The organism is Pseudomonas sp. BT-42-2 (assembly GCF_025847435.2).
In the GTDB taxonomy this organism is placed as follows: Bacteria; Pseudomonadota; Gammaproteobacteria; order Pseudomonadales; family Pseudomonadaceae; genus Aquipseudomonas; species Aquipseudomonas urmiensis.
In genome coordinates this window covers 96,887-110,431 of the sequence record NZ_JAOYTM010000016.1, presented here as the reverse complement: position 1 = coordinate 110,431, position 13,545 = coordinate 96,887, and the positions used below count along the sequence as shown (strand labels likewise).

Here is a 13,545-nt window from a genome sequence, read left to right as displayed (position 1 = left end):
GGCTCCTTAAAGCTTGCGCATTTCACGTTCAGCAGCAGACAGGCTCGCCTGGAAAGGCTCACGAGCAAACTGTCGCTCCATATAATCAAGCAGCGGCTTGGCTTGCCGCGGCAATTCGATACCCATTACCGGCAAGCGCCAGAGTATGGGCAATAGACAACAATCGACCAGGCTTTGCTCCTCACTCATGAAGCAGGCCATCTCGCCAAACAGCGGCGCAACGCCCGTCAGGCTCTCGCGCAGCTCTTTGCGCGCCTGGGTGCGGGCAGCCTCGGCGCTACGCTTGTCGAGCAACACATCGGCCAGTGCGCACCAGTCACGCTGGATGCGATGCATGAGCAAGCGACTGTTGCCGCGCCCGACCGGATAGACCGGCATCAGCGGCGGATGTGGATAACGCTCATCGAGGTATTCCATGACCACGGTCGATTCGTACAACGCCAAATCGCGGTCGACCAAGGTCGGTACGCTGGCATAGGGGTTCACTTCAACCAGCTTGGGTGGCAGACGACCAGGATCGACGTCGATGATCTGCACACTGATGCCCTTCTCGGCGAGCACAAGGCGCACCCGGTGAGAGTAGTGATCAGTGGGATCGGAATAGCAGGCTAACCTGTTGGTTACGCCCATGAAGCGCCTCCTCGCATGGGATGCTCGTGAAACTGAAATGCAAACGCGCCCTGGGAGGCTCTCCGCAGCTGCGGGGAGCGCCCCAGGGCGCGTTCAACTAACCAGAAATTACTGCGTGATCAGTGCACGTCCTTCCAGTATTCGCGCTTGAGCAAGTAGGCGAACACGAAGAAGAAAGCCAGGTACAGCAACACATAGGTACCAATGCGCTGGCTCTCCAGTTTGACCGGGTTGGCCGAATAGGCCAGGAAGGTCACCAGGTTCTTGACCTTCTCGTCGAACTGCTCGGGCGTCAGGGTACCGGATTTCGGCTCGATGGTCAGCTGGTCACACGCTTCATGGGTCAATGGGCTGCCTGTCAGCGGGTCGTACTGCTTCTTGCCATCGACCACACTCTGCACCTGTTTGCAGCCAATCACCTGGTTACCCTGCAAGCCGACCAGCACGTTAGGCATGCCGACGTTAGGGAAGACCTTGTTGTTGACCCCATAAGGCCGCGACTTGTCCTCGTAGAAGCTGCGCAGGTAAGAGTACAGCCAATCGTTGCCACGCACCCGGGCGACCAGGGTCAGGTCCGGGGGCGCTGCGCCGAACCAGGTCTTGGCGTCGTCCGGCTGCATGCCGATCTTCATGTGATCGCCGATCTTGGCCCCGGTGAACACCAGGTTCTCCAGCATCAGCTCATGTGGAATATCCAGATCATCCGCCACCCGCTCGTAACGCTGGAACTTGGCGCTGTGGCACCCCATGCAATAGTTGGCGAAAGTGCGCGCACCATCTTGCAGGGCGGCTTTGTCGGTCAGATCGACATCGACCTTGTCCAGCTCCAGGCCGTGTTCCGCGGCAAAGGACAAGGCAGGCATCACAGCCAGGAACAATACTGCAATAAGCTTTTTCATCAGCCAGTCACCCTTTCCGGAACCGGTTTGGTCTTCTCAAGCCTGGTGTAGAACGGCATCAGCAGGAAGTAGGCGAAATACAGCACGGTGCAGACCTGCGAAAGCAAGGTCCGACCCGGCGTAGGCGCCAGCACACCGAGGATGCCAAGGATGACGAAGGACACACAGAACACCAGTAGCCAGATCTTGCTCAACCAGCCCTTGTAGCGCATCGAGCGCACCGGACTGCGGTCGAGCCAGGGCAACACGAACAGCACAGCGATGGCGGCGCCCATGGCGATCACGCCGAACAGCTTGTCAGGCACCGCACGCAAGATCGCGTAGAACGGCGTGAAGTACCAGACCGGAGCGATGTGCTCGGGGGTCTTGAACGCGTTGGCCTGTTCGAAGTTCGGTTTTTCCAGGAAGTAACCGCCCATTTCCGGGAAGAAGAACACCACGGCGCAGAACACGAAGAGGAACACCACCACGCCGACAATATCCTTGACGGTGTAGTACGGGTGGAACGGAATGCCATCCAGCGGAATGCCGTTTTCGTCTTTTTTCTTCTTGATGTCGACGCCATCGGGGTTGTTCGAACCCACTTCATGCAGCGCCAGGATGTGCAGTACCACCAGGCCGAGGATCACGATCGGCAAGGCGATCACATGCAAGGCGAAGAAGCGGTTCAGGGTGATACCGGAAATCAGATAGTCACCACGGATCCACTGGGTCAGGTCATCGCCGATCAGCGGAATCGCGCCGAACAGCGAGATGATCACCTGGGCGCCCCAGTAGGACATCTGCCCCCACGGCAGCAGGTAGCCCATGAAGGCCTCGGCCATCAGTGCCAGGTAGATCAGCATGCCGAACAGCCAGACCAGCTCACGTGGCTTCTGGTAGGAGCCGTAGAGCAGCCCACGGAACATGTGCAAGTAGACCACGATGAAGAACGCCGAGGCACCGGTGGAGTGCAGGTAGCGCAGGATCCAGCCGTACTCGACATCGCGCATGATGTACTCGACCGAGGCGAACGCCTCTTCCGCCGAGGGAGTGAAACTCATGGTCAGCCAGACACCGGTCACGATCTGATTGACCAGCACCAGCAGTGCCAGGGAGCCGAAGAAGTACAGGAAGTTGAAGTTCTTGGGCGCGTAATACTTGCTCAGGTGGTCTTCCCACATCTTGGTGGCGGGGAAGCGAGCATCAATCCAGTCCATGAACTTGCTCATCATGCGTTCTCCTGATCGACGCCGATGACGATGATGTCGTCCGTCACGTATGAGTGCGGAGGCACTGGCAGGTTGAGAGGCGCAGGTTGCGATTTATAGACGCGACCCGCGAGGTCGTAGTGGGAGCCATGGCAAGGGCAGAAGTAGCCACCTACCCACTTCGGACCGAGGTCAGCCGGTGCAACTTCAGGGCGGAAGGTCGGCGAGCAGCCCAGGTGGGTACATAGGCCCACGAGGATGAGAATTTCTGGCTTGATCGAACGCGTTTGCGGGTCGACATAGGTCGGCTGCGCTGACGCCTTCGATTCAGGATCGGATAGCTCGCCGGCGATGTTCTGCAGATTCCCTAGAATCTCCTGCGTTCGCCGCACGATGAATACCGGCTGACCGCGCCACTCAGCAACCATCTGCTGGCCCGGCTCAACCTTGGCAATATTGACCTTCACCGGTGCACCTGCGGCTTTCGCCTTGGCACTGGGAAACCATGACCCCACGAACGGTACCGCAGCCCCCACAGCCCCCGCTGCACCCACCACGGACGTGGCGGCTACGAGGAAGCGGCGCCGGCCTGCGTTGACGCCGTCATTACTCATTCAGTCCTCTCCCATCAGCTGCTTTTGGCCTGTTGGATCAGGCCTGTATTTAGTTAAGTCTGTGGCACTAAATTTTGGTCGCCATGGTAAGAAACAAATCCACACACTGACAAGGTGATTACCCCCCGGCCGGGCTATAACCCTCTCTTTGCTTGATCTGCGTCTATGTGGCAAGTGGTCACGGACATGCTGACAGGTTAGTTCAAGACGTAAAAAAAGCCCGGTTCCAAAGAACCGGGCTTTTTTCGACTGCCGAAGCGAAATTAACGCTTGGAGTACTGAGGACGCTTACGCGCTTTACGCAGACCCACTTTCTTACGCTCAACTTCACGAGCGTCGCGGGTGACGTAGCCAGCACGACGCAGAGCGCCACGCAGGGTTTCGTCGTAGGCCATCAGAGCGCGGGTGATACCGTGACGGATCGCACCGGCTTGACCGCTAACACCACCACCGGAAACGGTGACATAGATGTCGAACTTGGCCACGTTCTCGGTCAGCTCCAGCGGCTGGCGAACAACCATGCGAGCGGTTTCGCGACCGAAGAAGGTGTCCAGAGGACGGTTGTTGATGGAAATGTTACCGGTACCTGGACGCAGGAAAACGCGAGCGGTTGCGGTCTTGCGACGGCCAGTGCCGTAATTTTGAGTCGCCGACATAATGAACTATCCCGTTAGATCTTCAGTTCTTGAGGCTGCTGAGCAGTGTGTGGGTGAGCAGCACCCGCGTACACTTTCAGCTTGCGGTACATGTCGCGACCCAGCGGGTTCTTAGGCAGCATGCCTTTGACCGCGGTCTCGATGACACGCTCAGGGGCTTTGGCGATCAGCTTGTCGAAGCTGATTTCCTTGATGCCACCTGGGAAGCCGGAGTGGGAGTAGTACATCTTGTCAGTAGTTTTGGCACCAGTGACACGTACCTGCTCGGCGTTGATAACGACGATGTAGTCGCCGGTGTCAACGTGAGGGGTGTATTCAGCTTTGTGCTTGCCACGCAGACGACGAGCGATTTCGGTAGCCAGACGACCCAGGGTCTGACCAGCGGCGTCGACGACGAACCAGTCGCGCTTTACTGTTTCTGGTTTAGCAGTAAAAGTTTTCATTATCTCTAAAGCCTCAGAGGCCGCCCAGCGAAAAATAGACGGCGAATCTTACTGGATAGTGCACAGCTTGACAAGCAAGCGCGCAGCCGGATACGGACGCTATTGGGGGCTCGGGTCGGGCACGTCCAATATTCGGCGGGGTTACTCTCGTAAGGCGGTGCATCACTTCCGCAGAACGCAGAGGTGCAGAATTATCCAGATTGCGCAAAAAAATTCAACCTGATTTGATGGCTTATTTCCCGAGGAGACGCACCCGCATGGAACATCGCAAGCTCGGCCGTACCGACCTCAACGTCAGCGCCCTGTGCCTGGGCACCATGACCTGGGGCGAGCAGAACGATCAGGCGCAGGCCTTCGAGCAAATCGCCCGGGCCAAGAGCGGCGGAATCAACTTCATCGACACCGCCGAAATGTATCCGGTGCCGCCGCGCCCGGAGACCTATGCCGCCACCGAGCGAATCATCGGCAATTGGTTCGCAGCCAACGGCGATCGCGACCAGTGGATCCTCGCCAGCAAGGTCGCCGGCCCCGGCAACGGCATCAGCCATATCCGCGACGGCCAGCTCAAGCACAACCGCCAGCACATCGTCGCTGCCCTGGATGAGAGCCTCAAACGCCTGCAGACCGACCGCATCGACTTGTACCAGTTGCACTGGCCAGAGCGCAGCACCAACTTCTTCGGCAAACTGGGCTACCAGCATCTGCCGCAGGATCACTTCACGCCGCTGGAAGAAACGCTTGAGGTGCTCGATGAGCAGGTGCGCGCCGGCAAGATCCGCCACATTGGCCTGTCCAACGAAACGCCGTGGGGCACGATGAAGTTCCTGCACCTGGCCGAGAGCCGTGGCTGGCCACGGGCGGTGTCGATCCAGAACCCCTACAACCTGCTCAACCGCAGTTTCGAGGTGGGCCTGGCCGAGGTGGCGATTCGCGAACAATGCGGCCTGCTGGCTTACTCGCCACTGGCGTTCGGCATGCTCTCGGGTAAATACGAAAATGGCGCGCGGCCGGCGCAAGGCCGCCTGACCTTGTTCAGCCGCTTTTCCCGCTACTCCAATCCGCAGACGGTCGCAGCCTGCAGCCGGTATGTGCAGCTGGCCCGCGAGCATGGCCTGGATCCGGCGCAGATGGCCCTGGCGTTCGTCACTCGCCAGCCGTTCGTGACCAGCAACATCATTGGCGCGACCAGCCTGGAACAGTTGGACAGCAACCTGGCGAGCACCGACCTGGTACTCAGTGATGAGTTGCTGGCGGCGATCGAGGCGATTCATCAGGAGCAGCCTAACCCGGCGCCTTGATCGTGAATTGCGTCGTTCTTTTCGCGTGCAAGCCCGCTCCCACAGGGTTATCCACTGACCCTGTGGGAGCGGGCTTGCCCGCGAAAAGAACGACGCAGTCCTGCGGGGTAGACACAATCGCCAAAAAATAAGACGATCCAGCCGGTGATTGACCACTCTACCCTATAAGAACAATGACAATGATGTTTACCCAACCCTCCACTTCACTGCGGCGCGTCAGCATTCTGGCTGTCGACAAAGTGTTCGCATCGACGCTGATGCAGGCCAAGGATTTCTTCCACCTGGCCAGCCTGCGCTACAGCAAACAGCTGGGCCTGGGCCTGCAACCGATGTTCGAGATCTGCCTGGTGAGCCCCGACGGCCAGCCGGTGGACAGTTTCAGCAACGTGCAGGTGCCGGTCGATGGCGGTCTGGGCGATGCCGATGTGATCATCCTCCCGGCATTCTGGGACGACTTCGACAATCTCCAGCAACGCTACCCACACGTCCTGCCCTGGCTACGCGAGCAGCATGCGCGTGGCGCGGTACTGTGCGGGGAGGCCAGCGGCGTGTTCTGGCTGGCCGAGGCCGGCCTGCTCGATGGCAAGGAGGCAACCACCTACTGGCGCTTCTTCGCCAGCTTCGCCGAACGCTTCCCCAAGGTGAAGCTGAATCAGGACAAGCACCTGACCGACGCTGATAACCTCTATTGCGCCGGCGGCACCACCTCGGCCTGCGATCTGTACATCTATCTGATCGAGCGCTTCTGCGGGGCCAATGTCGCCCGCGCCGTGGCCCGTGACATTCTTTATGAAGTGCAGCGCAGCTATACCCCTGGGCGGATGGGGTTTGGTGGGCAGAAGCTGCATCAGGACCTGATCATCCTGCAGATTCAGCACTGGCTCGAAGAACACTTCGCCGACAAGTTCCGCTTCGAGGACGTGGCCCGCAACCACGGCATGAGCATTCGCAACTTCATGCGCCGCTTCCAGACGGCGACTGGCGACAAGCCGTTGCACTACTTGCAGCGGCTGCGCATCGAGACGGCTAAAGGCCTGCTGTCGAGCACTCGCAAGAGCATCAAGACCATCAGCTATGAGGTGGGTTACGACGATGCCAGCTTCTTTGCCCGGCTGTTCCGCCAGCACACCGAATTGTCGCCGAACCAGTATCGGCAGCAGTTCATGCAGGAAGCGTGAAAACAGCGAGGCCGCTGTAGGAGCGAGCTTGCCCCGCTCCTACAGCGGCAGTGGCGCACTCAAGGCTTGTGTGCGCGCGACAGGAATTCGTGCGACTGCATCTCCAGCAAACGGCTCAGGGTACGCTGGAACTCGAAGCTCAAGCGGCCTCCGGTGTACAGGTCCTTGAGCTCGACCTCGGCGGAGATGATCAGCTTGACGTTGCGGTCATAGAATTCATCGACCATGTTGATGAAGCGCCGGGCGATGTCATCGGTGGTCACCCCCATCTGCTCGACATTGCTTAACAACACGGCGTGGAAGATCTTGCCCAGCTCGATGTAGTCGTTCTGGCTGCGCGGCCCGTCGCACAGGGCGCGGAAGTCGAACCAGGCAACGTCATCGCAAGTACGCAGGGCGTGGATCTCGCGATTCTCGATCATCAGTACGTCGTTCTCGACGGCCTGGGTGCACTCCGGCGTCAGCGCCTTGAAGCTCTGGCGCAGGCTCTCGTGAGCCGCCGCGTCGAGTGGGTAGTGGAACAGTTCGGCCTGCTCCAGGTGACGCAGGCGATAGTCGACCCCGCTGTCGACGTTCACTACGTCGGTGTACTGCTTGATCATGGCAATCGCCGGCAGGAAGCGCGCACGCTGCAAACCGTCCTTGTACAGGCCGTCAGGGACGATGTTGGAGGTTGCCACCAAGGAGACGCCATTCTTGAACAGCTCTTCCATCAAGGTGCCGAGGATCATGGCATCGGTGATGTCGGAAACGAAGAATTCGTCGAAGCAAATGACCTTGGCTTCCTGGGAGAAACGCTTGGCGATCACCGTCAGCGGGTTCTTTTCGCCCTTGAGCGTGCGCATCTCTTCGTGCACGCGCTTCATGAAGCGGTGGAAGTGGGTGCGCATCTTCTCTTTGAACGGCAGGGCCTCGAAGAAGGTGTCTACCAGGTAAGTCTTGCCCCGGCCTACCCCGCCCCAGAAGTACAGACCCTTGACCGGCGTCTGGTCTTTCTTGCCGAACAGCTTGCCGAACACGCCCGGCTTGTTGTTCTGCGCCGCGACCAGATCGTCGTACAGACGCTGCAAATGACGCACCGCTGTTTCCTGCGCCGCGTCATGGAAGAAATCGGGACGTTTCAGATCTGCTTGATATCGTTCTAAGGGCGTCATAATTCGTTAGCGAGGTAACAAAAGCGGGCCGTCACTGTAGCGACGGGCCCGCATAATGGCAATCAGAGTTGCGGCGAAATGCCTCAGTCGGCCTGTGGTTGCAGTGCTGCACGCAAGCTGACCAGCGCTGCGTCGCGGGCGGTGGCGTCGGCGAACTGCGGGCCGGCGGCGACTTGCTCGCCTTCGAGCCACAGCGAGAAGCTCAGGCCATCGACCCGTACATCGGCTTCACCCCCCTGCTGCAGTTGCTTACTGACAGCGCCCGCGCTCTTACCGTCGGCAAAGCTGCGCGACAGCAGCAGTTGCTCACCGTCAGCAGCCAGCAGGCGGAAGCGGAAGCTGCCGTCGTCATCGCGGAAGCTGACGAAGCGGGCGCTCTTGGCAGCCTTTTTCTTCACTTCGCCGGTGCTTTGCACGCTGGTGCGGAACGAACGCAGGCCGACCGCTTCACGCAGTTGCTCAAGGAATGGCGTAGCGATCTTGCGCGCCTTGGCGGCGCCGGCCAAGAGGATGTCCTCAAGGTCTGCGGGGCGCGCGATCAACTGATGGTAGTGCTCACGCGGCGCGGCCAGTTGGCCATCGAGCAGCTGGAACAGGCGCTGCTTAGCCTCACCCCAGCCCAAGCCCTGCAGCAGTTCTTCACGGAATTCGGCCGACTGCGCCTGGGTCGAGAAGGCCTGGAACAGGGTGAACAAGTGCGAGTTGTCCGGATCCTTGGCCTCGCCCGGCGCGCGCGAGTCGGTGACGATCCGCGAGATGGCGTCCTTCATGTCCTTGGCGCTGCTGAACAACGGAATGGTGTTGTCGTAGCTCTTGGACATCTTGCGACCGTCCAGGCCTGGCAAGGTAGCCACGCTTTCTTCGATCACCGCTTCCGGCAGGGCGAAGAACTCCTTGCCCTGGCCGAACAGGTGGTTGAAGCGCTGGCCGATATCGCGGGCCATTTCCACGTGCTGGATCTGGTCACGGCCCACTGGCACCTTGTGGGCGTTGAACATGAGGATGTCGGCGGCCATCAGCACCGGGTAGCTGAACAGGCCCATGGTCACGCCGGCGTCCGGGTCTTCGCCGTTTTCCAGGTTCTTGTCCACCGAGGCCTTGTAGGCATGGGCGCGGTTGAGCAGGCCTTTACCGGCGACGCAGGTCAGCAGCCAGGTCAGCTCGGGGATCTCAGGGATGTCGGACTGGCGGTAGAAGGTCACCTTGTCCGGATCCAGGCCGCCGGCCAGCCAGGTAGCGGCGATCTCCAGGCGCGAGCGCTGGATGCGCAGCGGGTCATCGCACTTGATCAGCGCGTGGTAGTCGGCCAGGAAGTAGAACGAGTCGGCACCGGGCTGTTGGCTGGCGAGAATTGCCGGGCGGATGGCCCCGGCGTAGTTGCCCAGGTGCGGGGTGCCGGTGGTGGTGATACCGGTAAGAATGCGCGTAGTCATGGGTAATCGCTTGATCAGGCTTGGCTCAGTTCGAAAGACGCGGCAGCACCAGATCCTTCAGATCGGTCAGCTTGCCATGGAAGAAGTGTCCGCATTCTGCCACTTTCAGCAGCTCATGGGGGCGCGACAGGGCGTCGGACCAATCGTAAACCAGCTGCGGATTGACCACCTCGTCGGTGTCTGGCTGGATCACGCTCAACGGGCAGCGCTGCGGCAATGGGAAGTCGGCGTTCAAACGCATCACCGCTGGCGCGACCATGAGCAGGTGTTGCAAGGTCACACCCGTGGCCTCCAGGCGCCCGGCCAGGCTGGCAGCCACGAAGCCGCCGAAGGAGAAGCCCATCAACACCAGCGGCAAGTGTGGATGGGTAGCACGCACCCAGGCGGCGACCGCCTCGGCATCGTCGACTTCGCCTGCGCCCATGTCGTGGCTGCCAGCGCTTTGCCCGACCCCACGATAGTTGAAGCGTAACGTGGTGTATCCAGCATCACGGGCAGTGCGTTGCAGGGTCGAGACCACCTTGTTGAGCATGGTGCCGCCCTGGACCGGGTTGGGATGGCAGATCAATACCACCCCGCGCGGCTCGGCGACTTCCAGGTGCAAGGCTTCAAGTTGGCCGCAGGGACCATCGATGAACAAAGGGGTTTCGCGGATAAGCAAAGCACTACTCCGTGACCTCAGGAGGGGTCGACTCGTCTAGCTGATGAATTCTGTTCTGAAATATTTGCGATCGCTCGCGGTATACAGCGCAGGTCTGAGCCGTTAACGTAAAGCAAAGCCGTTTATAGAGGAAGGACTCGTGGAACTCTCGCTCCTTGTTTGGTTGTTGCCGACCCTGGCCCTGGTCGTCGGCGTAGTCGTCGGTTTCGTCGTGGCCCGCCTGCTGCCCAACGCTGCACCCAGCAGCACGCAACGCCAGCTGGATGACATCCAGCAGCGTTTTGACAGCTATCAGAACGAAGTGGTGACGCACTTCAACAGCACTGCTGCCCTGGTCCAACGCCTGACCCAGAGCTACCAGGATGTGCAGGATCACCTGGCCGATGGCGCCAACCGCCTGGCCCTCGACGAACTGACCCGTCAGCGCCTGCTGGCCGCCCTGCACTCGGAAGCGGCGCAAGGTCCACGTGACCGCCTGACTCCGCCCAAGGACACGGCCGAAGTACCGCGTGACTACGCGCCCAAGGCACCTAACGCGCCGGGCATGCTCGACGAGAGCTACGGGCTCAAGCGTTGATCAGGATGTAACGAACAAGGCCTCGCAAGAGGCCTTGTTTATTTCAGACACATTGACACTTGGCGTCACCTCCAGGATCAGCGGCACCAGGGCGCTTGCGAATCACTCAGCTGATAACGCGCCCTCGCCTGCCCCAGCACCTGCCCTGCCAACTGCCCTTGCTTGACCAGGCTATACAACGCCGCCATCACTACGCTATGCCGATCCACCTCGAAGAACTGGCGCAACGCCTGGCGCGTATCGCTGCGCCCAAATCCATCGGTGCCCAAGGTCATGTAAGGCGCCTCGATGTATTCGGCAATCAGCTGCGGCCAGGCCCGTGCATAATCACTGGCGGCTATCACCGGTGCATCTCCTGCCAAACAGCGGCGTACATGACTCTCTTGTTCGCCACCCTGCCCCATCGCCGCAGACCGGCGCTCTTGCCGTGCTTCACGTGCCAGTTCACTGAAGCTGGTCACGCTGAACACCTCACTGTCGACCTGCCACTCGGTGGCCAACAGCTCGCTGGCGGCGATCACCTCCCGCAAGATCGCCCCTGAGCCCAACAACCGCACCTTGCCACGTGGATTGAGCGCCTGCTGTTGGCTAGAACGGTACATCCCACGCAGCACATCCTCGTAGAGCTGGGCAGCCAGCGTGGGTTGTGGATAGTTTTCATTCATCACCGCCACATAGTGGAATTCGTCGCACTGCTCGACCAACATGCGCCGCGCGGCGTAATCGAGGATGACTGCCAGCTCGCCAGCAAAGCACGGATCCCAAGCTCGGCAGTTAGGCACTAGCGCAGCCATCACCAGGCTCGAACCATCCTGATGCTGTAACCCCTCGCCGCCCAGTGTGGTGCGCCCGGCCGTTGCCCCGAGCAGTAAGCCCCGGGCACGCTGATCGGCGGCAGCCCAAATCAAGTCACCGACGCGCTGGAAGCCGAACATCGAGTAATAGATGTACACCGGCAACATCGGCTCGCCGTGCACCGCGTAGGAGGTTGCCGCCGCCACCCAGGAGGAAATCGCCCCTGCCTCGGTGATGCCTTCCTCGAGTAACTGACCGTCGCGAGCTTCCTTATAGGTCAGCAGCGAACCGGCATCCTCAGGCTCGTAGCGCTGGCCACAAGACGAGTAGATGCCGATCTGGCGAAACAGGCTGGCCATGCCAAAGGTGCGCGCCTCGTCAGCCACGATCGGCACTACCCGCGGGCCCAGCTCCGGCGTCTTCAGCCAGCTGCCAAGCAAGCGCACGGCGGCCATGGTGGTGGACATCGGCTTGCCATCGGCGTGCAGGGCGAAACTGCCGAATGCTTGCAGATCCGGCACTGGCAGCGTGCGGCAGTCACTGCGCCGCTGCGGCAAAGGTCCGCCTAGGGCGGCCCTGCGCTGGCGCAGGTAGAGCATCTCGGCGCTGTCCTCGGCGGGGCGATAGAACTGCAGTTGCTCCACCGCCTGGTCCGACAATGGCAAATGGAAACGATCGCGAAATGCCAGCAGTGCCTGCACATCGAGCTTCTTGGCCTGGTGCGCGGTCATCCGCGACTCACCGGCGCTGCTCATGCCGTAGCCCTTCTTGGTCTTGGCCAGGATCACCGTCGGTCGGCCCTTGCAGGCCTTGGCGGCGGCGTAGGCGGCATGCAGCTTGCGCATGTCGTGGCCACCGCGCCTGAGCGCATTGATCTGCTCTGAGCTCATGTGCTCGACCAGCCGCTGCAACGCCGGGTTTTGCTTGAAGAAATGCTCGAGGTTGTAGCTGCCATCGTTGGCGCCCAGGGTCTGGAACTGGCCATCCGGGGTCGCGGCCAATTGGCGCAGCAGCGCATGTTCATGGTCACGGGCGAACAACGCATCCCATTCCGAGCCCCACAGCACCTTGATCACATTCCAGCCGGCACCGCTGAACAGCGCCTCCAACTCCTGGATGATCTGCCCGTTGCCACGCACCGGGCCATCCAGGCGCTGCAAGTTGCAATTGATGATGAAAGTCAGGTTATCGAGGCCCTCGCGCGCCGCCAGGGTGAGCCCGGCAATCGATTCCGGCTCGTCCATCTCGCCATCGCCGAACACGCCCCAAACATGTCGCTGCGACGTATCCAACAGGCCGCGGTGCTGCAAGTAACGCATGAAGCGCGCCTGGTACACCGCATTGATCGGGCCAATGCCCATGGAACCGGTAGGGAACTGCCAGAACTCAGGCATCAGCCAAGGGTGTGGATAAGAGCACAAGCCATTGCCGGCGACTTCCTGGCGGTAATTGGCCAATTGCGCCTCGCTCAAGCGCCCCTCGAGAAAGGCGCGGGCATAGATGCCTGGTGCCGAATGCGGCTGGAAGAACACCAGATCTGCGCTGCGCTGCTCACCGCCGCCCTCGCCCCGGAAGAAGTGCTGAAAACCCACTTCGAAAATCTCCGCCGCCGAGGCATAGCTGGCGATATGACCGCCCAGATCGCCATAGGCATGGTTGGCCCGGACCACCATCGCCAGGGCGTTCCAGCGCAGGATACTGGTGATGCGCTCGTCCAGCTCAAGGTCACCGGGATAAACACCCTGCTGCTCCACCGGCAAGGTGTTGCGATAGGCGGAAAAGGCCTGGACATCGCGCTCCAGGCCCAGCTCCAGGGCATGCGCCTGTAACCGCTGCAACAAGTAGCGCGCCCGCGCCGGGCCGCAATGGGCCAGGGTCGACTCCAGCGCTTGACACCATTCAGCGGTCTCGCCGGGATCGCTGTCCAGATCGGCCTCTTCGGCGCTCAGCGGCTCATTGGGATTCATCATCGCTACCATGGCATCGCCTCATCCCTGAAGGTTTTGTAGAGCCGCGT

Annotated in this window: 13 protein-coding genes; 3 read left to right on the top strand and 10 right to left on the bottom strand. The window is 60.6% G+C overall.

What is annotated here, in order from left to right:
• Window positions 1-6: 6 nt before the first annotated feature.
• From OIU19_RS19985 to rplM, 6 genes are all read right to left on the bottom strand, one after another.
• Entirely contained in the window at window positions 7-630 is a 624-nt protein-coding gene (locus OIU19_RS19985) for a glutathione S-transferase N-terminal domain-containing protein (RefSeq protein WP_186553856.1), read from the bottom strand.
• A gap of 119 nt (window positions 631-749) precedes the next feature.
• The gene (locus tag OIU19_RS19980; RefSeq protein WP_264236481.1) at window positions 750-1,529 is read right to left on the bottom strand and encodes a cytochrome c1; all 780 of its coding nucleotides are present in this window, start codon (window positions 1,527-1,529) and stop codon (window positions 750-752) included.
• A complete protein-coding gene (locus tag OIU19_RS19975) occupies window positions 1,529-2,740 on the bottom strand; it encodes a cytochrome bc complex cytochrome b subunit (RefSeq protein WP_186553993.1) in 1,212 nt (403 codons plus the stop codon). The genes OIU19_RS19980 and OIU19_RS19975 overlap by 1 nt, the downstream gene beginning before the upstream one ends.
• Entirely contained in the window at window positions 2,740-3,333 is a 594-nt protein-coding gene (gene petA / locus OIU19_RS19970) for a ubiquinol-cytochrome c reductase iron-sulfur subunit (protein ID WP_264236480.1), read from the bottom strand. Before petA ends, OIU19_RS19975 begins: the two co-directional genes overlap by 1 nt.
• 263 nt (window positions 3,334-3,596) lie before the next feature.
• Complete coding sequence (rpsI, locus tag OIU19_RS19965; RefSeq protein ID WP_186553853.1) at window positions 3,597-3,989, bottom strand: 30S ribosomal protein S9; 393 nt, start codon at window positions 3,987-3,989, stop codon at window positions 3,597-3,599.
• Between the two features lie 14 nt (window positions 3,990-4,003).
• Window positions 4,004-4,432 carry a 50S ribosomal protein L13 gene (rplM, locus tag OIU19_RS19960; RefSeq protein ID WP_186553852.1) on the bottom strand — a complete coding sequence of 143 codons (429 nt, stop codon included), beginning with the start codon at window positions 4,430-4,432 and terminating at the stop codon, window positions 4,004-4,006.
• Window positions 4,433-4,689: 257 nt separating this feature from the next.
• On the opposite strand from rplM, the gene OIU19_RS19955 reads away from it, so the two are divergent.
• Complete coding sequence (locus tag OIU19_RS19955; protein ID WP_264236479.1) at window positions 4,690-5,730, top strand: NADP(H)-dependent aldo-keto reductase; 1,041 nt, start codon at window positions 4,690-4,692, stop codon at window positions 5,728-5,730.
• A gap of 281 nt (window positions 5,731-6,011) precedes the next feature.
• Window positions 6,012-6,908 (top strand): GlxA family transcriptional regulator, encoded by an 897-nt coding sequence (locus OIU19_RS19950; protein ID WP_186553992.1) that lies wholly within the window; start codon window positions 6,012-6,014, stop codon window positions 6,906-6,908.
• A 59-nt stretch (window positions 6,909-6,967) separates the two neighbouring features.
• Here OIU19_RS19950 and zapE read toward each other — a convergent pair whose 3' ends face one another.
• The 3 genes from zapE to OIU19_RS19935 all read right to left on the bottom strand — a co-directional run bounded on the left by zapE (window position 6,968) and on the right by OIU19_RS19935 (window position 10,156).
• Window positions 6,968-8,062, bottom strand: a complete 1,095-nt coding sequence (zapE, locus tag OIU19_RS19945; protein ID WP_186553850.1) for a cell division protein ZapE — start codon at window positions 8,060-8,062, stop codon at window positions 6,968-6,970.
• 83 nt (window positions 8,063-8,145) lie between these two features.
• The gene (locus tag OIU19_RS19940; RefSeq protein ID WP_264236478.1) at window positions 8,146-9,495 is read right to left on the bottom strand and encodes a tryptophan--tRNA ligase; all 1,350 of its coding nucleotides are present in this window, start codon (window positions 9,493-9,495) and stop codon (window positions 8,146-8,148) included.
• A gap of 25 nt (window positions 9,496-9,520) precedes the next feature.
• Window positions 9,521-10,156, bottom strand: a complete 636-nt coding sequence (locus OIU19_RS19935; protein ID WP_264236477.1) for an alpha/beta hydrolase — start codon at window positions 10,154-10,156, stop codon at window positions 9,521-9,523.
• 139 nt (window positions 10,157-10,295) lie between these two features.
• Between OIU19_RS19935 and OIU19_RS19930 the strand changes: the two genes are divergently transcribed.
• Window positions 10,296-10,733, top strand: a complete 438-nt coding sequence (locus OIU19_RS19930; RefSeq protein WP_264236476.1) for a YhcB family protein — start codon at window positions 10,296-10,298, stop codon at window positions 10,731-10,733.
• Between the two features lie 77 nt (window positions 10,734-10,810).
• Here OIU19_RS19930 and mdeB read toward each other — a convergent pair whose 3' ends face one another.
• The gene (gene mdeB / locus OIU19_RS19925) at window positions 10,811-13,507 is read right to left on the bottom strand and encodes an alpha-ketoglutarate dehydrogenase (protein ID WP_264236474.1); all 2,697 of its coding nucleotides are present in this window, start codon (window positions 13,505-13,507) and stop codon (window positions 10,811-10,813) included.
• Between the last annotated feature and the right edge of the window lie 38 nt (window positions 13,508-13,545).

What these genes read in the sequence shown, in the direction of transcription:
- OIU19_RS19975 (WP_186553993.1), bottom strand. Translation starts at nt 2,740, where the DNA reads ATGAGCAAGTTCATGGACTGGATTGATGCTCGCTTCCCCGCCACCAAG.
- OIU19_RS19940 (WP_264236478.1), bottom strand. Translation starts at nt 9,495, where the DNA reads ATGACTACGCGCATTCTTACCGGTATCACCACCACCGGCACCCCGCAC.
- mdeB (WP_264236474.1), bottom strand. Translation starts at nt 13,507, where the DNA reads ATGGTAGCGATGATGAATCCCAATGAGCCGCTGAGCGCCGAAGAGGCC.
- zapE (WP_186553850.1), bottom strand. Translation starts at nt 8,062, where the DNA reads ATGACGCCCTTAGAACGATATCAAGCAGATCTGAAACGTCCCGATTTC.
- OIU19_RS19980 (WP_264236481.1), bottom strand. Translation starts at nt 1,529, where the DNA reads ATGAAAAAGCTTATTGCAGTATTGTTCCTGGCTGTGATGCCTGCCTTG.
- petA (WP_264236480.1), bottom strand. Translation starts at nt 3,333, where the DNA reads ATGAGTAATGACGGCGTCAACGCAGGCCGGCGCCGCTTCCTCGTAGCC.
- OIU19_RS19955 (WP_264236479.1), top strand. Translation starts at nt 4,690, where the DNA reads ATGGAACATCGCAAGCTCGGCCGTACCGACCTCAACGTCAGCGCCCTG.
- OIU19_RS19985 (WP_186553856.1), bottom strand. Translation starts at nt 630, where the DNA reads ATGGGCGTAACCAACAGGTTAGCCTGCTATTCCGATCCCACTGATCAC.
- rplM (WP_186553852.1), bottom strand. Translation starts at nt 4,432, where the DNA reads ATGAAAACTTTTACTGCTAAACCAGAAACAGTAAAGCGCGACTGGTTC.
- rpsI (WP_186553853.1), bottom strand. Translation starts at nt 3,989, where the DNA reads ATGTCGGCGACTCAAAATTACGGCACTGGCCGTCGCAAGACCGCAACC.